Raw genomic sequence first — 18,722 nt, forward strand, 5'->3', positions numbered from 1 at the left:
TGGATAATTTGGATAAGACATATGCGGTGTAGGTTGATAAGGCGTATAATACTCAGGATAATAACTATATGGTTTCATCTTGCAGCTCTCCTTTTGATATTTAGGTAAATTCCTTATACAGTATGCAGAGATGGGCATAGTGATTGGGTAAACGTCTAAATGAGGAGGAAAAGCGAGAGAAAGAGCGTATTTAATTAAAATTTGCAGAAATGTAAAGAATCGTATATCGTTAAAATTGTAGAAAGAAATGAAACTTCATATTGTTACATCCGTATAATGAAGTAAGTATATATTTCGGTGATGGAAGTTTCACTTTATATGTCAGGAGTGTCCTTATAATGAACAGATTTTTAGCTGTTTTCATTCAATTATTGATCGCACTGCCGGGCGCGTTTCTTGTGTGGCTTGCGAGTTTCTTTGCTTTTGATTTAACTTCTATGTTATCGACAGTTGCTGCAATGGCTGGAGGAGCTATTTTGTATGGAGCTACGTCTTTCTTTTTACAACAGCGTTTTGTAAGAAAGCACGGTTTAACACGCAAAGAATATCAATATATAAGACGAAATTTAACTGAGGCAAAAGAAAAAATATCTCGTATTAATAAAACGCTTTTAACCATTCGCCATATCTCTTCCTTGAAACAAAGAATTGAGCTTATGCGTTTACTAAAAAGAATATATAGCTTAACAAAACATGAACCGAAGCGATTTTATAAGGGGGAGCCGTTTTATTTTTCACATTTAGACTCGATCGTTGAGTTATCTGAGAAATATGCGTTTTTATCACGGCAGCTTAGTAAAAGTAAAGAATTAAATCAATCTTTAGTCGAAACACGTCAGACGCTTGATGAGCTGACAAAAACGGTGGAGAAAGATTTATATCATATGCTTGCTGAAGATATTGAGGATTTGCATTTTGAATTAGACGTGGCCAAGCAATCGATTAATAGGAAGAAGGAATTAGAATTACCTGATGAAAGTAGGAGATCTAAATGAGTGAAAGTAATCTTTCTAAAAAGGACAATTTACTAGATGACTTATTGGCGGCCCCATTTGGAGAGCAGAAGGTCATTATGGAAAGTCCGGCAGAAGAGTCCAAACCTGTTAAACTGATTGATGTAATTCCAGAAGAGAATCGGGCAAAAGCTTATCAGTTAGCTGAACAAATTAATCCAAAAGACCATCAGGCGATGATTTCATATGGAACACCTGCGCAAGCGAAACTGTTAACCTTTTCACACTCCATGCTGGATCATGTTCAAAAGAAAGATATTGGCGAGGTTGGCGAAATTATCAGTGATTTAATGAAGAGGCTTAATGAAGTAAGTCCTGATGAATTAAAGCCAGAGAAGCAATCGTTTTTCGGGAAATTATTTGGTAGGGTTTCAGGTTCCGTTCAAGAGATGCTGTCTAAGTATCAAAAGACCGGTGCGCAAATTGATCGAATTAGCGTTAAGCTTGATCGAAGTAAAAATGTCTTATTATCTGATATTGCTATTTTAGAAAAATTATATGAAACGAATAAAGATTATTTTCATGCATTGAATGTATATATTGCTGCAGGTGAAATTAAGCTTGAAGAATTGTATAATAAGACAATTCCGGAGCTGAAACAATCGGCGCAAATATCCAATGATCAAATGAAGTTTCAAGAAGTCAATGATATGATTCAATTTGCGGATCGGCTTGATAAACGTTTGCATGATTTAAAATTAAGTCGAGAAATTACGATTCAAAGTGCGCCTCAAATTCGCTTAATTCAGAATACTAATCAGGCATTAGTAGAGAAAATTCAATCATCTATTATGACTGCTATTCCGTTGTGGAAAAATCAAGTAGCTATTGCGCTCACTCTTGTTAGACAGCGCCATGCACTTGAAGCTCAGAAGCAAGTTTCCAAAACAACGAATGACTTGCTTTTGAAAAATGCAGAACTATTAAAAACAAATACGATTGAAACGGCAAGAGAAAATGAAAGAGGTCTTGTCGATATTGAAACATTAAAGAAAACGCAGGCAAGTTTAATTTCTACGTTGGAAGAAACGCTGAAGATTCAGGAGGAAGGCCGTATGAAGCGTCGTCAAGCAGAGCACGAACTAGCTTCTATGGAAACAGAGTTAAAGCAAAAGCTGTTAGAGATTAGAGGAGAATAGATTGTTTATATGGTGGAAGCTTAGTCACGACTAGGCTTTTTTTTGTGTCTAATTGAGCGGAAAAATTATCTGCAAAATAGTTCTTAGGAACGTGAAAATCCTAGCTTTTTCTAGTATAGTAATAATAGAGGGAGTGAGTGTATGTATTTAACAGTGAAAGAAACAGCAGAGTATATATCATTATCAGAATTACATATTAAAAGCTTAATTTTACAAAATAAAATACGGGCTGTTCATGATGGTGAACAGTATTTAATTTATAAAGACCAATTTAACACACATTTTGAACAAATGGAGACCTATAAAAAACAGGTTGCTGAGTATTTAAATGAACCTATTCCAGAAGATATTGATGTGAAGGATGAAGATTAGTATTTGTTGTAAAGTGGATATTTCTATACACTCTCAATATAGGGGATTTTTTTGATAACATTTGGACCATTATTTAGGCTCTAGAATGGTTATGAAGTGTGGCCACTAAAAGAAGAAGTAGAGATGGTTTTTCTAAATATTGTATGAAGGCTATAAGTAGTACAGTTGTCTTAATCTGTGTAAGATATATATATAGTAGGAATGAATATGCCAAAATGAAGTTAGGGGATAGGTTAGTGGTCAAAGAATATTTACAAAGTAAAGGTTTTTCAAGACTGATTGCATTAGTCGTTGTTGTTATATTTTTAATTAGTATTGGAAGTATGCTTAATTTATTATTGTTTACTTTTATTTTTACATTTCTTATGGGCAGATTAGAGAGATTTATAACGACTCAAGTAAATAAAGTCATTCGGATTAACTCTAAAGTAGTCATTGTATTTTTATATTCTATTGTACTGTCTTCTTTAGGCATTGTATTATATAAATATTTACCGGTCATTACGATGCAATTAACGGAATTAGTGAAGCAAATTGTGTTTTTCTTCCAAAATCCACCTGATAGTCGCATCATTAAGTATCTTATTTCATACATGAATGATGTAGAAACACCGCTTGATTTTCAAAAGCAAGTGAACTTTGTTTATTTATATGTTGCAGACCTTGGGAAGTTAACTCTCCAAATATTCCTTTCCATCTTATTGAGCCTGTTCTTCTTATTAGAAAAGGACAAAATTATTCGTTTTACCTCTAAATTTAAACGAGGAAAATTCAGTAGCTTCTTTTTAAATATAGAGCATTTTGGTAGAAAGTTCGTGAATTCATTCGGAAAAGTAATCGAAGTTCAATTTTTAATTGCAACAACAAACGCGGTCCTTTCTATCACTTTCTTATGGATAATGGGTTTCCCTCAGTTAATAGGACTCGGTGTTATGATTTTCTTTTTAGGATTAATTCCGGTAGCAGGTGTGATTATTTCACTTATTCCACTTAGTATGATTGCCTATAGTATAGGCGGGATCTCAATGGTTATTGCTATATTAATCATGATTGCTGTCATCCATGCTATAGAAAGTTATATTTTAAATCCGAAGTTTATGTCTGCTAAGACGAATTTACCAACATTTTTTACCTTTATCGTACTTATCTTTTCCGAACACTTCCTTGGTATTTGGGGGTTAATTATCGGGATTCCAATCTTTATCTTCCTATTAGATATGTTAGATATTCATGAGGATAATCATAAAGCAACTCGTTAAATAGAAGCAGCAATCTCTAATTAAAGGGATTGCTGTTTTTTATGTTCAGTTGGATAATATAGAATGAACCCTCTTCTGAAATCAGAAGAGGGTTCTGGGAACAAGTAAGGGGTAATTTATTTAATGTATGAAGCACCGAGAAGCGATTCAGGGCTTTGTCCAAGCACCAACATGCTTATTTTGGCATATCCAATTGTTTCATAGTCAGCGAAAGTTTTTTGTAAAATATGGATATTTGGATCATCTTTTAATTTTTGTATTTCTTCTTTATATAGACTAATGACAGAGGGCATTACAAATTCAGGGGTAAATTCGCTTGCGTCCTCGTCCATAATCAAACAGCCCATATATTGATACTTGAATTGAAAAGCGCGTGTTAAGCCAACGACATGGAGTAATTTCTTAAATAAATCGGGGTAAGAATCTTTAATTTTCTCCAGTGCCTCTTCGGTTGTTTGCAACTCATCTACACTTGATAAAGTGACCATAATATCTCCTTTCGTACTATGAAAAAATAGGTTCCAATTTCACAATGCTTATATTCATAAACAGTCTACTCCTGCTTCTATAGAAAGTAAAATGGTTATAATTCATTATAACTATAGCTTTTATCTATGATTGAGGTTTGATGAATAGTCCATTCATGGATTTGAAAGGAAGATTAATCTGTATCTAGCTTTTGCTCGGTTAATACTTGTTTTGCAAAGCGCAGCCATTCTTTAGCTGCAAAGGATAGATGACGATTTTTACTCCAAATGACTCCCAGCTTCCACTTTATAGATGGGTTAATGACTTTTACAGAACAAACGTGATTTTGTAAGTGACTGCATAGACTTTCGGGTAATAGTGTAATCCCTAGCTTGCAGGCTACCATCTCCTCAAGAAAGTCCCAACGTGAACTCTCTGACATAACACGAGGAGTAAAGCCGGCTACCTCACAGGAGGAGACGACAAGGTCACGCAGTATGAATTCTTTATTAAAAAGAATAAAGTCTTCTTGAGCCAGAGCTCCTAAATCAACTTCTTCAGTTTGAGCTAGTGGATGTTCCGGATGAAGGATTAATCGAATATCTTCTTCTAAAAATGCAAAAGAGTGAAAAAGCTCAGTATTAGTAGGGAAAGCAATTACACCGATATCAAGTAAATCATTTTCCACAGCCTCTTGTATTTTCTTCGAACCATCTTCTGTTAATTGGAGTGTAATATTTGGATACTCCTCATGAAAGCGGCCGATAATTTTTGGGAAAAAGGAAGCATCGATAATTGGGGGTAATCCTAGCCGAATATGTCCTTTTTTCAAGCCCGACAGATATTCCATTTCTGTTTCTAAATTGCTAAATGCCTTATCAATTAATTTTGCTTGTTCGAGTACGACTCGTCCGGCATCGGTAAGTGTTAATTGTTTACGTGAGCGATCAAAAAGTTCCACGCCTAACTCGGTTTCGAGGTTTTTAATCATTTTACTAATCGTAGGCTGAGTAATGTATAAATGTTCGGCGGCTTTAGTAAAGCTATTGAAGTGTGTTACTTGAATAAAGTATTGTAAATGTTTGATGTCCAATGCCGTCACCTGCTTTTCTTTAGGTCAATCATTTCTTATTGTACACATATCGTCATAGGAATGTAAATTTTTGAGTTGTAGAAAAGGGGGAGACTTCTAAATTAGGATCATGTCAGAAAATGAATTTGGATTTATATAGATATCTTTATGATTTACGAGAGGATAAAGGTCCGTTGTACTATGTTATATTTCCTAGATAATCTGGTGGATTTCTTTAAATACTGGAGGGAACAACCGATAAATACTATAAATAAGGTGCTAGTATAGAGGGTAGAAGCGGGGGAATAAGGTGAATAAGGTGAATAAGTTATTTAAAATTAGTTGGCATGCTTTTTTTGATGAAAATACGTTTTTAGAAGGGCGTAGTATAGTAGAGGCAGAAACGGATTATGAAGCAGCTAATAAGTTAATTTTTGAGAAAGCACATGAGTATCGTTTAAGGAAAACATGGATTAGGATTGATTCTTTAGTTGAATTAATTAGTTAAAGTTCAAAGCTTTCCAAGTAACGGAACTTGGAAAGTTTTTTGTTTCCCACAAGTAACTTAAAAATTTATTTCCCATAAAGGTACTTTGAAAAATTATCCACAAAAGAAATAAAGGGATACGAATGAATGGGAGAGTTTATCCACAATATCCACAAAGTTATCCATAATTTCCATAATTATGATGTTAATAAAATGGAGATTACAGTTCATTATTTATCTGTATTTTCAGAATATATCCACAATATTAACAGTTCTGTGGATAAACCTGTGTGTAAAAGTGAAGAGCGATATTCTTTAATATTTCCCAAATTTTGTCCTTTAACACACTTTAACGAAGGCAAAAACGTAATGATCTGAGGAGCATGATTGTTCAGCTAAACGGAGAGGCTGACCCGAAAGCCATTTTTCGTGACTTTTGGGTCAGCCTCATATTGATTCTATGCAAGGCTTGAGGAAAGCAAGCCTTATATTTAGTTATTTCTTTTAGCGCGTTGATCAGCTGCATTTGCTCGTGCTTGTGCCTCTAAATCATCTGCATCTGCTAATTCTGCTGAGTATTCCACATCAATTCCATCACTTTGTAAGTTTTTTTCGAATTGTGATAGTCCTTGGTTGTTTTTATTCCGTTTAATAGGTTTATGGTTTTGTCCCATTGAAGTACCTCCTATCAGGATGATTAGATGTTAACGACGGGCTCTCTTATCAGTGAATCCGCCTGCACGATCTGCGCTTTTAAATTCACGTGAGTATAGTACGGCTTGTGTACTAGTTAAATTTGTTCTTAACTTTTCATGTTTTTTATTGGCCATTTAATCATCTCCTATTTTGGTAATATTTCTATTTTTTCCTTAAATGAACTAAACATACATCAGGAATTTTTTTCTTTTGACTTTATCCCACATTTAACGGGCAGTAAGAACCCCGCCTCAACCTTATGAGGAACCAAAGAAGGCAGGTGGGGGATGAAGGAAAACCCTCACTGATGGAAGTTCCACTTTATTATGTTAAAAGGTCAGTTAAGGCTTGTTTTAAAGTTGGGTAAGAAAATGAAAAATGATGATGCAATAATTTAGTTGGTTGTACACGTTGTCCTTCTAAAACAAGCATGCTCATTTCACCTAAAGCCAGTTTAAGGGCGAACGACGGTACAGGAAGCCAATGCGGACGATGGATGATAGAACTAATCATTTGCCCGAATGGTTTCATTTGTGTTGGTTCTGGAGAGGTAAAATTGACGGGACCAGAGATTTTAGGTTGGTCGATGCAAAAAAGAATTCCACGAATGACATCTTGGATATGAATCCATGAGAGCCATTGAGTTCCGCGTCCCATTGTGCCGCCAGCCATTAGCTTGTACGGTAATATCATCATGGGCAGTGCCCCACCCTGTTGATCGAGAATTAAACCGAACCGAGCTAGGACAACTCGATTGCTGTATGCTTTAGAGCGAAGTGCTTCGTGTTCCCACAACTTCACCGTTTGTGCTAGAAAGTCCTCCCCAATAGATTCTGTTGTTTCAGAGAAGGTTAATTGATCCGACACTCCATATACACCAATTGCACTCGCGTTAATAACAACAGAAGGTTTATGTGTACAGGCAGCCAGAATCCGATTTATTTCTTTTGTGGCGGTCAGGCGGCTTTCTGTAATTTTCTGCTTGCGCTTGGTTGTCCAACGTCCGCTGTTTAAAGATTCGCCAGCTAAATTAATAAATACATCCAGATTGTTCAATGCATTTTCGGGGCGGGCTCCCTCATAAAGCCAGCCAATATAGTGAACCTGACTTTGATTGTGATATTTTTCAGGATGCCTAGTGAGGATAAACACAGTGTGATGTGCTTGTATTAATTCATCCACGAGGGCAGTTCCAACAAAGCCTGTTCCACCTGCAATGGCAATATTCATGGAAAACACTTCCTTTTAAGAGGATTTGAGCTAACCTTATCATGGAATGGCAGCCTTTTGAAAGGGAAAGCGACGATTGAATGTGGTAAAGTAAAAAGGAGGTGTGTATGATGCCAACAATTACGAAAATAACCACTCAAACAAAGCGAACGGATCGCTATAATATCTTTATAGATGAAAAGTATTCGTTTAGTGTTGATGAGGATGTTCTGTTAAAGTTTCAATTAAAAAAAGGAAAAGAAATTGATGCGTTATTATTAAGTCAAATTCAATTTCATGATAATATTCAAAAATCGTTTACAGATGCTTTAGGATATTTATCGTACCGCATGCGCTCTGAAGCGGAGATCCGTGTATATTTAAAGCAGAAAGGAATTGAAGAGCCAATTATTCATGAAACGATTCATAGGCTCTATCAATATAATTATTTAAATGATTTAGACTTTGCTAAAGCTTATGTACGAACACATGTGAATGGCGGTAATAAAGGACCGGTTGTGCTTCAGCGCGAGTTAAAGGAAAAGGGGATTAGTGATCCATTGATTCAACAAGCGCTTCTGGAATATCCCTTTGATGTGCAAATTGACCATGCTAAGCATTTAGCTAATAAATCAATCAAAAAGGAAAAAGCTATTTCAGAACGGGCTTTGCAACAAAAGCTTGAGCATATGTTAAGCCGCAAAGGGTTTTCGCGCGATGTGATTGTCATTGCCCTAGAAGGTGTAACGATTGAAAAGGATGAGCAAGAAGAGTGGGATTCTTTATGCTATCAGGCGGAGAAAATCATTCGTCGCTACCGCGCTTATGAAGGTTTTTTATTTCAACAAAAAGTTAAGCAAGCATTATTCCGCAAAGGGTTTTCACTTGAATTAATTGAGCGTTATTTAAACGAATTAGAAGGCGAGTAAAAATAGCCAAACGTTCATTTTTTCGTTAATATGGAATGGAACGAATTCAATAATTAAGGGGTCATATAGATGAATGATGTAAGATATAGCTTGATGTCACCATATGAATTGCAGCAAGAAATTGCAACATTGACTGAAAAGGCTCGAAAAGCAGAGCAGTTAGGCATGGAAAATGAATATGCCGTATTAGAAAGAAAAGCAACTATGGCGAAAGCCTATTTATTAAATCCAGATGATTTTAAACCGGGGGAAATTTATCAAATTGAAGGAGACCCTGGTGTTTATTTTAAAATTGATTATATGAATGGTGTTTTTGCATGGGGATATCGCCTAGGTGGCCATGGGAAAGAAGAGGCGTTGCCAATTTCGATGTTGAAATAAAGGAAAGGCTGACTCAAGCGTAAAGGAGTCAGCCTATATTGATTAAGATTGTTTTCTTGTCATTGCTTGGAGAATAACGTTTTTTTGAGTTTCTTTTGTCTCGCCGTTAATTTGTCTCCATGTATGTTTAGGGCTTTGATGTGGATTTTGAAATTTTCCTAAAAATCGCTTGTTTGCCATGCTGTTCATCACTCCCCATATTTAAGTATTTCGCTTGTTAGATGCTCTCATACGTTCCTGCGGATGAGTGTTGATGGATCCATCAGCACGTTTGGAAGAAAACTCAGGTTTAGCCCGAGGTTCGCCTTGGAATTTATCGCTGTTTTGATTTGGAAAACCGTTTTCTTTATTTCGCAATCATGTTCCCTCCAGATCGTTAAAAGTGAAAAACGCGTTTCCGCGTACTACTAGTATGAGTCATGATTCGTGGAGAAATGTCGCAAAAATATTGGTAACGAGGTGATATTAATGAATGATTACCATGAAAGGCTAACGAAGAAGCTGTTAGAAAAAAATATGCAAATGTCTTATGAACAAGCGTTAACGTGGGTTGAATTATTATGGGAAGATTTCGAATCCACCTATGCTAAGGCAGGGCATGAATATGCTGGAAAAGAGATGACGTTTCGAGTGGTAAATACTTGGATTGATCAGTATGGTGAAAAGTTTCATGAGTTTGTTGCTCAAAACCCTAAATATCAACATTTGTTACGAAATTCGGATCAACTTCATTAAAAAGCTGAAGGCACGGAATTACTGGTGCCTTCAGCTTTTTTGAATCATTTTTGATAAACTATATTGTTCATCAAAAATGGCTCGAAAATCAACAGCATTCTATAACATAGTCTACTGGTTAAATGAGATGAACTTCAAATGCCCGATTAACCTGCTATAAGATAATGTTCAATTTCTTTTGCAGTTTGGCTTCGCTAAAAATCCAACCTGTATAGGAATTCAAAATATTTAAGTTGTAATCGAGATGAACGATAGCAATGAAAGGATAGTAGCCGTTACTTCGATAACGCAAGTCAATAAAACGAACCGCGTAATAATGTTCCGTCTCTTCAATTTCCCAACGATAAATAGGGGAGAAAGAAAGGAAGGCAGCTAAATTTACATCATGTTTTGCTGCTTCTAATACCGCACTATCTGGCAGCGGGATTCGGTCAAATGTATCAAGAATCGTCACGTGCCCATTTTCGGCACGAGCGACATGGAATTTTTTATTGGTCATCACGGCAATCTTCCAACGTCGAAATCGCATAGTAGGCGATAACACGATTTTTGTAGCATTCGGAATTTGTCGACGAACGGCTCTTTTGACTAAAGCCCGTTCTCTAAAACGGGTGATATAATACAAAACAATAATGCCATACATGGTGAGAAATAGACTTCCTGGAGGGAGATGGAAGCCCCATAAAATTAACCCCACTACATGAATGCCAAAGATAAAGGGATCAAACGTATTAATGACGCCAAGAGCAACCCACCTTTTGGAAATCGGTCTAAGTGCTTGTGTACCATAGGCATTAAAAATATCGACAAAAACATGAAGAAAAACAGCTAGAAATGTCCAAAGCCATAAATGAAGAAAGTTGGCTTGAGGCAGGAAGGCAAATATGACAGCGCTAATCACAATTGGCCATAGCAAAACGGCAGGGATTGAATGAGTAATTCCACGATGATTTCTTATGTAGACTGCATTATTGCGTAATTTAAGAATTGTATCAAGATCAGGAGCTTGGGAGCCTAAAATCGTACCTACAAGCACTGCTTGAGCGGTAATCGAACCTTCTATTACAACTGGATCTAGAGTTGCAAGTCCCCCAAGTGCAATTCCCATAACAAAGTGAGTGCCGGTATCCAAACGTGAGACCTCCTTAAGCCTTAGATAGTATCATCATAACTTATTTTTGTTCATCCACCAAACGAATATAGTTTAACTTCTATCCAATTATTGGATTTTTGTTTATCCTGCATCAAATAACGGGCTTATAGTACAATGAAAGGAGCGTTTTTATACTATATATATGCCCAATTTTTTAAAAGGGTTTAACATCTGTGGAGGAAAGAAAGTGAACGATAAACTTGAACAATCTTTATTAAATATAGACAAAGAATCATTTCAGAATGATTTAATTGATTGGTTTGAAGCGGAGCAACGAAATCTTCCTTGGCGTGAAAATAAAGATCCTTATCGGGTTTGGGTATCGGAAATTATGCTGCAGCAGACGAGGGTTGATACGGTTATTCCATACTTTAACCGGTTTATCGAATGGTTTCCGACGTTAGACGATTTTGCTGAAGCCGATGAAGAAAAAATTTTAAAAGCGTGGGAAGGACTTGGGTATTACTCACGTGTTCGAAATTTGCATAGTGCCGTGAAAGAAGTGAGAGAAACATATAACAGTGTTGTTCCGGATAGCCCGGAGGAAATTTCTAAGTTAAAAGGTGTCGGTCCTTATACAGCAGGAGCGATTTTAAGCATTGCATATGGAAAACCGGAGCCAGCTGTTGATGGAAATGTAATGAGGGTGTTATCTCGTATTTTAATTATTGACGAAGATATTGCAAAACCAAAGACACGCAAAACCTTTGAGACAGCCGTACGAGCTTTAATCTCCCATGAAAACCCTTCAGCCTTTAATCAAGCTTTAATGGAGCTAGGAGCTCTTATTTGTACGCCAGGAAAACCGGCCTGCTTACTCTGCCCTGTTCAAAAACATTGTCAAGCTTTTGCTGCTGGTATTCAGACGGAATTACCAGTTAAAATTCAAAAGAAAAAAACACGGGATGTACCAATTGTAGCTGCCGTTTTGAAGAATGAACGCGATGAGTTTTTAATTCATAAACGTTCTTCAGAAGGTCTTCTTGCTAACTTATGGGAATTTCCGAATTATGAAATGTATACGTCGATTCAGCCGAAACGTGCTTTTTTTGAAGCAAGCTTTTTAGAAAGTTATAGAACGGACGTGAAACTATCTGATTCGTTTACTACGCTGGACCATGTCTTTTCTCATTTAGTTTGGAAAATAGACGCTTATAGAGGGAGCCTCTTAACGAATATTGAAGAAAGTGTGATGAAAGAACAAAATTTAAAATGGGTGAGTAAGGAAGAGTTAGAGCAATATGCTTTTCCTGTTTCTCATCAAAAAGTATGGAAGTCCTATCAACAAACCTATGTGATGGATTAGACAAGCTGCTCCTAACCTTTATAATAAAAAGCTAGCGTATGTGGTTGGACACATACGCTAGAGGGAGTTAATCGAATTTTACTTCGGTACCATGAGTATAGTCTGCCTCTTGTCGATGCAGTCCTCCTCGGTTTTCAATTTCCTCGATAATTTCTCGATGAATAGTCTGTCCTTCTTGATTTAAATAAGGTACCATTTGTTGAAGAGAGTGATGGAAATAAGCGAGTTCATCTTGATTCCATTTTGATTTTGGTAACATAGATAACTCGGTCATATCACGACCTACATACATTGAAAAACACTCCTTTTTTGCTTATTCTCTTTAAAAAATAAACTTTTATACTTGGAAAGGCGGAATAAACAAATGACACAAAAAGTTGCACTTGTAACAGGAAGTAGTAAAGGATTAGGAAGAAGTACGGCATTAAAATTAGCTGAGGCAGGATATGACCTTGTCATTAATTATGCACGCAGTAAAACAAAAGCAATGGAAGTAGCCGCTGAAATTGAAGCGATGGGGCGCAGAGCACTCGTTATCAAAGCGAATGTAGGCGATATTGAAAAAGTGAAAAAAATGTTTGCTGAAATTGAAGAATATTATGGTCGATTAGATGTGTTCGTTAGCAATGCCGCTTCCGGTGTTCAGCGTCCTTTAATGGAGTTAGAAGAATCGCACTGGAATTGGACAATGGATATTAATTCGAAAGCTCTTCTGTTTTGTGCTCAAGAAGCAGCTAAACTAATGGAGCGAAATGGCGGCGGAAAAATCGTGAGTATTAGTTCGCTTGGCTCGATTCGTTATTTAGAGAATTATACAGTTGTAGGCGTTTCAAAAGCAGCATTAGAAGCATTGACACGTTATTTAGCGGTGGAGTTAGCTCCAAAAAACATTTGTGTAAATGCAGTTTCTGGTGGAGCTATTGATACAGATGCATTGAAGCATTTCCCAAACCGAGAGCAGCTGCTTAAAGAAGCAGCCGAAGAAACACCAGCAGGCCGCATGGTGGAAGTGGATGATATGGTCAATACGATTATGTTTTTAATTTCTGACGGTGCAAGCATGATTCGTGGTCAAACGATTATTGTGGATGGCGGTATTTCATTACTTGTTTAATTATTCACTTATTTTCTTTCTTTTTTTAGGATAGTCTCTGCGATGATGGTTATCTTATTATCGTGGAGGTGATTTCAATGGCTAAAAAAACACAAACAGGTACAAACGTTGCTAAAGTGAAACAACAAAACGCTTCAGCAGGACAGTTCGGTACGGAATTTGCAAGTGAAACAAATGCTCAAGAGGTAAGACAACAAAACCAACAGTCTCAAAGCAGAGCAAAACGCTAACCAAACAGCGCAAAAAGCATCCTTCTAGTAGAAGGGTGCTTTGTTTATGTTGCAGAATTCTTTTTCGACAAAAGTTCTGTTAGCTTTACAAAATTTATTAAAGGTAATTTACAAAAAATAAAGAATATACATAATAAAGAAAATAAAGGTAAGGTAGGTGCATAAAATGGAGGAATTCGACCGTTTGATTGGTGTGCAGTTACAAACAATGGACAAGCTTTTATTTTTGCAATCAGAAATTGAACGCTGTCAAGAGATTGAAAGACAGCTTCGGGTATTGCAAGAACTAGGTGCCGTTTCTATTCAAGAAGAAATAGAACAAAAGAAGAGCGAACTGGCAGAAATTCAAAAAGTATTTGAAAAGCAAACGGAAGAAGTCATCCGTCATTTTCAATTAGAACAAGCGGCATTGTAATAAAAGTTTAGATAAAGTGAAATGTCTACTCAGGGAGAGGACCTTCATCCCTGCTGATGGTTCATTGAAATAATCAAATCTTTACGGGCAGCTTCCCCTACCTATCTTCCTTTTTTTAAGGGTCCGGCTGCCCATTAAGTGTGAGATGAAAATTCGGATAAAAGAGGCTAATTTATAGGTAAAGGGAGCTGTAGAAGGTCACAATATTTCGACTTTTTACACTTATTTACTAATAGATTGGTCTCTTTTGTTTTAAATTTATCAATAAATCGTTATAATAAAGGAATATAAGAAAAATGGAAAAGTTTAAATATATTGAACACATGAATCGTTTTAGGAATCAGGCACAGTAATGTGAAATAGGGTGCCTATAGAAAGTAGGGAGAGAAACCATGGGGATTGTTCCTACCGAGGGAGGGAAAATCCAAATCCAAAGTTATAAGCATAACGGACATATCCACCGAATCTGGGAAGAAACAACAGTTTTAAAAGGAACGCAAAATTTAGTCATTGCAGCTAATGATCGCACGATGGTAACAGAATCCGATGGAAGAACGTGGATTACTAGAGAACCCGCTATCTGTTATTTTCACTCTAAATACTGGTTTAATGTAATTGGAATGTTAAGAGAAGATGGTGTGTATTATTATTGCAATATCAGTTCTCCATTTACGTATGATGAGGAAGCGCTGAAATATATTGATTATGATTTAGACATAAAAGTATTCCCGGATATGACGTTTAATTTATTGGATGAGGATGAGTACGAAAGACATCGAAAACTGATGAGTTATCCAGATGCAATTGATAACATTTTAAAGAGAAACGTTGATTATCTGATTTATATGATACGTCAACGAAAAGGGCCGTTTTCGGCAGAGTTTATTGACACATGGTATGAACGTTATTTAACATATCGTTAATGAGGGGGAAACCTGTTGGATTATCAACAGGCTTTTTCTTTGGCTACACGTATTGTAAAGACTTAAATAATAAGGAGAAATTATGTGGACAGCGTAAAGAGATATTTGCACTTTGTAAAGCCGTATAAATGGATTATTTTCGCAACAATTATTATTGGCTTATTAAAATTTGCTATACCACTGCTTCTTCCCTTGCTTACAAAGTATGTAATTGATGACATTGTTGCTAATCATACAATATCGACTGATACAAAAACAGAACGACTATTTTGGGTTATGGCGATTATGGCCTTTGTCTTCATTGTACTTCGGCCACCGATTGAATATTTCCGTCAATATTTTGCGCAATGGACAGGATCTAAAATTTTATTTGATATTCGCAATCAATTGTTTACTCATATTCAAAAGTTGAGCTTCAAGTATTATGCGAATCATCGGGCTGGTGAAGTCGTTTCACGGGTTATCACAGATGTAGAGCAGACAAAGAATTTTATTATTACAGGCTTAATGAATTTGTGGCTTGACCTTGCTACCATTGTCATTGCGATTGTGATTATGTTTTCGATGGATGTGCCCCTAACGATTGTTTCGTTACTGCTTTTACCGTTTTATATCTTTTCGGTTAAGCATTTTATTGGCAAGCTTCGAGCATTAACGAGAAACCGTTCGCAGGCACTCGCCGATGTGCAGAGCCATTTACAGGAACGGGTACAAGGGATGTCGGTGATTAAGAGCTTTGCGAGGGAGGAGTATGAGCAAGAACAGTTTAATCAACAAAACAAGAACTTTCTTGAAAAAGCATTACAACATACGAGCTGGAATGCTAAATCATTTGCTGTTGTCAATACGATTACGGATCTAGCTCCGCTTGTTGTCATTGGATATGCAGGGTATCAAGTGATTCACGGAGGACTGTCACTAGGAGAGATGGTTGCTTTTATTGGATTTATTGATCGCTTGTATAATCCGCTTCGTCGTTTAGTTAACTCTTCGACAACTTTAACTCAAACATTAGCGTCTATGGATCGTATGTTTGAATTTGTGGATGAAAAATATGATATTACGGATAAGCCGGGAGCTGTAGAGTTAGAGAAGGTGGCAGGGAATATTACATTTGAAAATGTTTCCTTTGCCTATGATGAAACAGAAGAGCGGACTTTAAAGCAGATTCACTTAGAGGTGAATCAAGGAGAAACTATTGCACTCGTTGGGATGAGCGGAGGTGGAAAGTCCTCGTTAGTTAGTTTAATTCCACGATTTTATGATGTTACAGAAGGGCGTATTTTACTAGACGGGAAGGATATTCGTGATTTAAAAGTTCGTAGTCTTCGAGATAAAATCGGGATGGTCCTTCAAGATAATATTTTGTTTAGCGAATCGGTAAAGGCAAATATTTTGATGGGAAATCCAGAGGCGACAGATGATGAGGTTATTGCGGCAGCAAAGGCTGCAAATGCGCATGATTTTATTATGAATTTAACTGACGGATACGATACGAAGGTAGGAGAACGAGGAATCAAGCTATCTGGCGGACAAAGACAACGCGTGGCGATTGCACGTGTATTTTTAAAAAACCCGCCGATTTTAGTGCTGGATGAGGCGACTTCGGCCCTTGATTTAGAAAGTGAACATTATATTCAGGAAGCGCTTGATAAATTGGCGCATGATCGAACGACTTTCATTGTTGCTCATCGTTTATCGACGATTACTCATGCCAATCGAATTGTATTGATTGAGCATGGCGAAATTGTCGAAGTTGGTACACATGATGAATTGATGAAAAAACAGGGTCATTATTATCAGCTTTTTCAAGTTCAACAGCTGGATGCATAAGAAAGACGATTTTGGGCTTAAATGAGCTAAAGAGCAACGCGTTATTTAACAAGAACCTATCTTTATAAAAAAGGGGTGCTGCGCTTCGGCGGCACCCTTTTTTTACGCTATTTTCATGGTGTTTTTTGATTTCTTGATATAGTGCTGTATATCCGGTAAGAGCATTCCAACAACAATTAAGCTTATCCCAAACCATTGCGGCGGAGAAACATATTCTCCTAATAAAAGAACAGCTGTAACCATAGCAGATGGCAGCTCCGCAGCAGAAAGAATCGCACCTAATCCAACACCTACTTTCGGCAAGGCGATGGCAAAGAGGAAGAATGGAATGGCGACTCCAAGCAGGCCGAGTAAGATGCCGATTTGCCATAAGTCCGTTGTGATGATTCGTGTGACTAATTGAACAGGGTTAGCTGTGACGGCAGCGGCTAGCATACCTCCTGTCCCAATATAAAATAATCTAGAAGTTGTCTTAACTTTTGTCGCAAAACGAGCATTACAGAACATATAGATTGCAAAAAGAAGGGCAGAAAGCAACCCGAATAAAACGCCCTTTATGCTTAGGGCGGAAAGGGGTTGGCCGAAAATAGCTCCAGCTAATAATGTGCCGACAAAAACTAGACCAATCGCTATCAGTCTATTTTTACCTGGCCATTTTCTAACTAATAAACATTCAATAAAAGTTCCCATCCAAATGCATTGAAAGAGAAAGACAACGGCGACAGAGGCAGGAAGCTCTTGTACTGAAACAGCGTATGTTTTACCGACCAAAGCAGCTAACATTCCTGTTAGTAACAATAATCCAGTGTGCTTCCAAGAAACGCGATAAGAACCTGAAAAAAGGAAAACGATTGCGATAATAACCCACCCAATTACATATTGTGAACCGACTAGTTCTCCTGGATTGAAGCCGTTGGAATAGCCAATTTTAATTAAAGATGATAATGTTCCATAACAAATGGCTCCAATTAACATCATAATTGAATACTTTAATAGCTGCATGAACTAACACTCCTTTGTAAAAATAAAAAACGTCACTTGTCGTAATCGACAAGTGACGAACGAAAAAAGGAAACCTTTTAAAATTTCGTCTCTCAGCTAAGAGCCAAGTTTAACTAGAGTTATATAGTTAAGAGTAATAACCTGCTTACAAAAAGTCAAATTATTTTTTAAAGCAGGTCTAGTAAATACTAGAGGCTGATTCAGGACAGCCTTTAGTTATTAATCAGTCTCTTCCTCAACAGAGACTTCGTTGACTCCTTTATGAAAGGATTGGAAGCTGACGATGAGTTTTTCCAAATGATCGAGCTGTTCACCATATTCCATAATGGCTGAGATTAAAGGAACAATTCTTGTTGATACATGTTCCTCGTCATCATGTACGGCATCTAGTTTATAATGTTGTTCAAAAAAGAGTGTAAGTAATTCTTGTTGACTTAAATAATCTTCACCGCTCCATTCTTCAAGATGACTAATTGATTTGATTTTCTCAATATGTTGAAGGAGAAGCTGCTCGTGCATATGGCTTAAATAATCAAGATGTTGTAAAAGTTTACGTTGAAAATCTTCAGGTAAATGGTTAATTTCATTTTCAAACTTATGAATTCGTTTTAATGTTTCAAATGCTTTTTTAGTGGTAATGAGCATTTGTCGATAGACGACTAACTTTCTTGATTTGGCTAGATTATTTCTTTTGAAATATTCTCTTTCTTCTTTGAACATTGAATAGGTTTGTTCAATTTTTAATAAAACTTCTTTTAAACGATGGATATCTTTCTTAAGAAGCATTTGATCGGAAGCGTGTCTTGTGCTGACGCGAATCCATTTTAATGTATCTTCAGTCGCTTCTGTAATTCCGTTATATAGCTTCGTTTCATACTTAGGTGGTAAGAATACAAGATTGACGACAAAGGATGAGAGAATTCCAAGTAAGACGGAAGCACAACGAATAAAGGCAAATTCAAGAAATTCTCCACCTTGTGTTTCCA

The 18,722-nt window shown here is 36.7% G+C and carries 25 protein-coding genes; 14 read left to right on the plus strand and 11 right to left on the minus strand.

All coding sequences use genetic code 11. From position 1 onward, the window contains the following. The first annotated feature begins 338 nt into the window (after positions 1-338). From V7068_RS19585 to V7068_RS19600, 4 genes are all read left to right on the plus strand, one after another. Positions 339-995: a 5-bromo-4-chloroindolyl phosphate hydrolysis family protein gene (locus V7068_RS19585; protein ID WP_252292949.1), complete on the plus strand. Its 657-nt coding sequence runs from the start codon at positions 339-341 to the stop codon at positions 993-995. After that, positions 992-2,152, plus strand: coding sequence for a toxic anion resistance protein (locus V7068_RS19590; RefSeq protein ID WP_499714177.1), 1,161 nt, complete (start codon positions 992-994; stop codon positions 2,150-2,152). Before V7068_RS19585 ends, V7068_RS19590 begins: the two co-directional genes overlap by 4 nt. Before the next feature lie 141 nt (positions 2,153-2,293). Next, positions 2,294-2,524, plus strand: a complete 231-nt coding sequence (locus V7068_RS19595; RefSeq protein WP_499714178.1) for an excisionase family DNA-binding protein — start codon at positions 2,294-2,296, stop codon at positions 2,522-2,524. A gap of 215 nt (positions 2,525-2,739) precedes the next feature. Further along, positions 2,740-3,783, plus strand: a complete 1,044-nt coding sequence (locus V7068_RS19600) for an AI-2E family transporter (protein WP_499714179.1) — start codon at positions 2,740-2,742, stop codon at positions 3,781-3,783. 116 nt (positions 3,784-3,899) lie between these two features. Here the strand turns inward: V7068_RS19600 and V7068_RS19605 are convergent, their stop codons facing one another. Together V7068_RS19605 and cidR are read right to left on the minus strand one after the other, a co-directional pair. Further along, positions 3,900-4,271, minus strand: a complete 372-nt coding sequence (locus V7068_RS19605) for a hypothetical protein (RefSeq protein ID WP_499714180.1) — start codon at positions 4,269-4,271, stop codon at positions 3,900-3,902. Between the two features lie 173 nt (positions 4,272-4,444). Next, positions 4,445-5,344 carry a cidABC operon transcriptional activator CidR gene (cidR, locus tag V7068_RS19610; RefSeq protein ID WP_499714181.1) on the minus strand — a complete coding sequence of 300 codons (900 nt, stop codon included), beginning with the start codon at positions 5,342-5,344 and terminating at the stop codon, positions 4,445-4,447. A 289-nt stretch (positions 5,345-5,633) separates the two neighbouring features. On the opposite strand from cidR, the gene V7068_RS19615 reads away from it, so the two are divergent. Then, entirely contained in the window at positions 5,634-5,831 is a 198-nt protein-coding gene (locus V7068_RS19615) for a hypothetical protein (protein WP_499714182.1), read from the plus strand. A 470-nt stretch (positions 5,832-6,301) separates the two neighbouring features. Here the strand turns inward: V7068_RS19615 and V7068_RS19620 are convergent, their stop codons facing one another. The 3 genes from V7068_RS19620 to V7068_RS19630 all read right to left on the minus strand — a co-directional run bounded on the left by V7068_RS19620 (position 6,302) and on the right by V7068_RS19630 (position 7,736). Beyond that, positions 6,302-6,484 (minus strand): YfhD family protein, encoded by a 183-nt coding sequence (locus V7068_RS19620; protein ID WP_252288974.1) that lies wholly within the window; start codon positions 6,482-6,484, stop codon positions 6,302-6,304. Between the two features lie 30 nt (positions 6,485-6,514). Beyond that, complete coding sequence (locus tag V7068_RS19625) at positions 6,515-6,640, minus strand: YfhE family protein (protein ID WP_127759076.1); 126 nt, start codon at positions 6,638-6,640, stop codon at positions 6,515-6,517. A gap of 190 nt (positions 6,641-6,830) precedes the next feature. Continuing rightward, complete coding sequence (locus tag V7068_RS19630) at positions 6,831-7,736, minus strand: TIGR01777 family oxidoreductase (protein WP_499714191.1); 906 nt, start codon at positions 7,734-7,736, stop codon at positions 6,831-6,833. Positions 7,737-7,846: 110 nt separating this feature from the next. Between V7068_RS19630 and recX the strand changes: the two genes are divergently transcribed. Then, positions 7,847-8,644, plus strand: coding sequence for a recombination regulator RecX (gene recX, locus V7068_RS19635; RefSeq protein ID WP_499714192.1), 798 nt, complete (start codon positions 7,847-7,849; stop codon positions 8,642-8,644). A 69-nt stretch (positions 8,645-8,713) separates the two neighbouring features. Further along, complete coding sequence (locus V7068_RS19640) at positions 8,714-9,025, plus strand: YfhH family protein (RefSeq protein ID WP_127759078.1); 312 nt, start codon at positions 8,714-8,716, stop codon at positions 9,023-9,025. Between the two features lie 42 nt (positions 9,026-9,067). Here V7068_RS19640 and V7068_RS19645 read toward each other — a convergent pair whose 3' ends face one another. Continuing rightward, positions 9,068-9,205 carry a YpzG family protein gene (locus tag V7068_RS19645; RefSeq protein ID WP_127759079.1) on the minus strand — a complete coding sequence of 46 codons (138 nt, stop codon included), beginning with the start codon at positions 9,203-9,205 and terminating at the stop codon, positions 9,068-9,070. Positions 9,206-9,226: 21 nt separating this feature from the next. After that, positions 9,227-9,382 (minus strand): small, acid-soluble spore protein K, encoded by a 156-nt coding sequence (locus tag V7068_RS19650; RefSeq protein ID WP_127759080.1) that lies wholly within the window; start codon positions 9,380-9,382, stop codon positions 9,227-9,229. A gap of 111 nt (positions 9,383-9,493) precedes the next feature. Here V7068_RS19650 and V7068_RS19655 point away from each other — a divergent pair, with 111 nt between their 5' ends. Beyond that, on the plus strand, positions 9,494-9,760 hold the full coding sequence (locus tag V7068_RS19655; protein ID WP_127759081.1) for a YfhJ family protein: 267 nt from the start codon (positions 9,494-9,496) through the stop codon (positions 9,758-9,760). Positions 9,761-9,914: 154 nt separating this feature from the next. Here the strand turns inward: V7068_RS19655 and V7068_RS19660 are convergent, their stop codons facing one another. Continuing rightward, positions 9,915-10,892 carry a metal-dependent hydrolase gene (locus tag V7068_RS19660; RefSeq protein WP_499714183.1) on the minus strand — a complete coding sequence of 326 codons (978 nt, stop codon included), beginning with the start codon at positions 10,890-10,892 and terminating at the stop codon, positions 9,915-9,917. A 208-nt stretch (positions 10,893-11,100) separates the two neighbouring features. On the opposite strand from V7068_RS19660, the gene mutY reads away from it, so the two are divergent. Next, positions 11,101-12,219 carry an A/G-specific adenine glycosylase gene (mutY, locus tag V7068_RS19665; RefSeq protein WP_499714184.1) on the plus strand — a complete coding sequence of 373 codons (1,119 nt, stop codon included), beginning with the start codon at positions 11,101-11,103 and terminating at the stop codon, positions 12,217-12,219. A gap of 67 nt (positions 12,220-12,286) precedes the next feature. Here mutY and yfhS read toward each other — a convergent pair whose 3' ends face one another. Beyond that, positions 12,287-12,511 carry a mother cell protein YfhS gene (yfhS, locus tag V7068_RS19670; RefSeq protein WP_119118824.1) on the minus strand — a complete coding sequence of 75 codons (225 nt, stop codon included), beginning with the start codon at positions 12,509-12,511 and terminating at the stop codon, positions 12,287-12,289. 72 nt (positions 12,512-12,583) lie between these two features. On the opposite strand from yfhS, the gene fabL reads away from it, so the two are divergent. From fabL to V7068_RS19695, 5 genes are all read left to right on the plus strand, one after another. Beyond that, the gene (gene fabL / locus V7068_RS19675; protein WP_127759085.1) at positions 12,584-13,333 is read left to right on the plus strand and encodes an enoyl-[acyl-carrier-protein] reductase FabL; all 750 of its coding nucleotides are present in this window, start codon (positions 12,584-12,586) and stop codon (positions 13,331-13,333) included. A gap of 77 nt (positions 13,334-13,410) precedes the next feature. After that, a complete protein-coding gene (locus V7068_RS19680; RefSeq protein WP_499714185.1) occupies positions 13,411-13,563 on the plus strand; it encodes a gamma-type small acid-soluble spore protein in 153 nt (50 codons plus the stop codon). A 166-nt stretch (positions 13,564-13,729) separates the two neighbouring features. Next, a complete protein-coding gene (locus tag V7068_RS19685) occupies positions 13,730-13,978 on the plus strand; it encodes a YgaB family protein (RefSeq protein WP_127759087.1) in 249 nt (82 codons plus the stop codon). 392 nt (positions 13,979-14,370) lie between these two features. Further along, positions 14,371-14,901 (plus strand): nucleoside tri-diphosphate phosphatase, encoded by a 531-nt coding sequence (gene ntdP / locus V7068_RS19690; protein WP_252292972.1) that lies wholly within the window; start codon positions 14,371-14,373, stop codon positions 14,899-14,901. A gap of 84 nt (positions 14,902-14,985) precedes the next feature. Then, positions 14,986-16,734: an ABC transporter ATP-binding protein gene (locus tag V7068_RS19695; protein WP_499714186.1), complete on the plus strand. Its 1,749-nt coding sequence runs from the start codon at positions 14,986-14,988 to the stop codon at positions 16,732-16,734. A gap of 102 nt (positions 16,735-16,836) precedes the next feature. Here the strand turns inward: V7068_RS19695 and V7068_RS19700 are convergent, their stop codons facing one another. Both V7068_RS19700 and V7068_RS19705 read right to left on the minus strand, forming a co-directional pair. Continuing rightward, the gene (locus tag V7068_RS19700) at positions 16,837-17,736 is read right to left on the minus strand and encodes an EamA family transporter (RefSeq protein ID WP_499714187.1); all 900 of its coding nucleotides are present in this window, start codon (positions 17,734-17,736) and stop codon (positions 16,837-16,839) included. A gap of 219 nt (positions 17,737-17,955) precedes the next feature. Then, positions 17,956-18,722: FUSC family protein (locus V7068_RS19705; protein WP_499714188.1), on the minus strand; the 767-nt coding region annotated here is incomplete at its 5' end.

The organism is Bacillus sp. JJ634, assembly GCF_036962285.1.
Classification (GTDB): domain Bacteria; phylum Bacillota; class Bacilli; order Bacillales; family DSM-1321; genus Peribacillus; species Peribacillus asahii_A.

Coding starts and splice junctions, on each gene's coding strand:
- yfhS (WP_119118824.1), bottom strand. CDS start 12,511: ATGTATGTAGGTCGTGATATGACCGAGTTATCTATGTTACCAAAATCA.
- V7068_RS19685 (WP_127759087.1), top strand. CDS start 13,730: ATGGAGGAATTCGACCGTTTGATTGGTGTGCAGTTACAAACAATGGAC.
- V7068_RS19630 (WP_499714191.1), bottom strand. CDS start 7,736: ATGAATATTGCCATTGCAGGTGGAACAGGCTTTGTTGGAACTGCCCTC.
- fabL (WP_127759085.1), top strand. CDS start 12,584: ATGACACAAAAAGTTGCACTTGTAACAGGAAGTAGTAAAGGATTAGGA.
- V7068_RS19680 (WP_499714185.1), top strand. CDS start 13,411: ATGGCTAAAAAAACACAAACAGGTACAAACGTTGCTAAAGTGAAACAA.
- V7068_RS19590 (WP_499714177.1), top strand. CDS start 992: ATGAGTGAAAGTAATCTTTCTAAAAAGGACAATTTACTAGATGACTTA.
- recX (WP_499714192.1), top strand. CDS start 7,847: ATGCCAACAATTACGAAAATAACCACTCAAACAAAGCGAACGGATCGC.
- V7068_RS19700 (WP_499714187.1), bottom strand. CDS start 17,736: ATGCAGCTATTAAAGTATTCAATTATGATGTTAATTGGAGCCATTTGT.
- V7068_RS19600 (WP_499714179.1), top strand. CDS start 2,740: ATGAAGTTAGGGGATAGGTTAGTGGTCAAAGAATATTTACAAAGTAAA.
- ntdP (WP_252292972.1), top strand. CDS start 14,371: ATGGGGATTGTTCCTACCGAGGGAGGGAAAATCCAAATCCAAAGTTAT.
- V7068_RS19595 (WP_499714178.1), top strand. CDS start 2,294: ATGTATTTAACAGTGAAAGAAACAGCAGAGTATATATCATTATCAGAA.
- V7068_RS19655 (WP_127759081.1), top strand. CDS start 9,494: ATGAATGATTACCATGAAAGGCTAACGAAGAAGCTGTTAGAAAAAAAT.
- V7068_RS19625 (WP_127759076.1), bottom strand. CDS start 6,640: ATGGCCAATAAAAAACATGAAAAGTTAAGAACAAATTTAACTAGTACA.
- V7068_RS19645 (WP_127759079.1), bottom strand. CDS start 9,205: ATGGCAAACAAGCGATTTTTAGGAAAATTTCAAAATCCACATCAAAGC.
- V7068_RS19620 (WP_252288974.1), bottom strand. CDS start 6,484: ATGGGACAAAACCATAAACCTATTAAACGGAATAAAAACAACCAAGGA.
- V7068_RS19605 (WP_499714180.1), bottom strand. CDS start 4,271: ATGGTCACTTTATCAAGTGTAGATGAGTTGCAAACAACCGAAGAGGCA.
- V7068_RS19640 (WP_127759078.1), top strand. CDS start 8,714: ATGAATGATGTAAGATATAGCTTGATGTCACCATATGAATTGCAGCAA.
- V7068_RS19585 (WP_252292949.1), top strand. CDS start 339: ATGAACAGATTTTTAGCTGTTTTCATTCAATTATTGATCGCACTGCCG.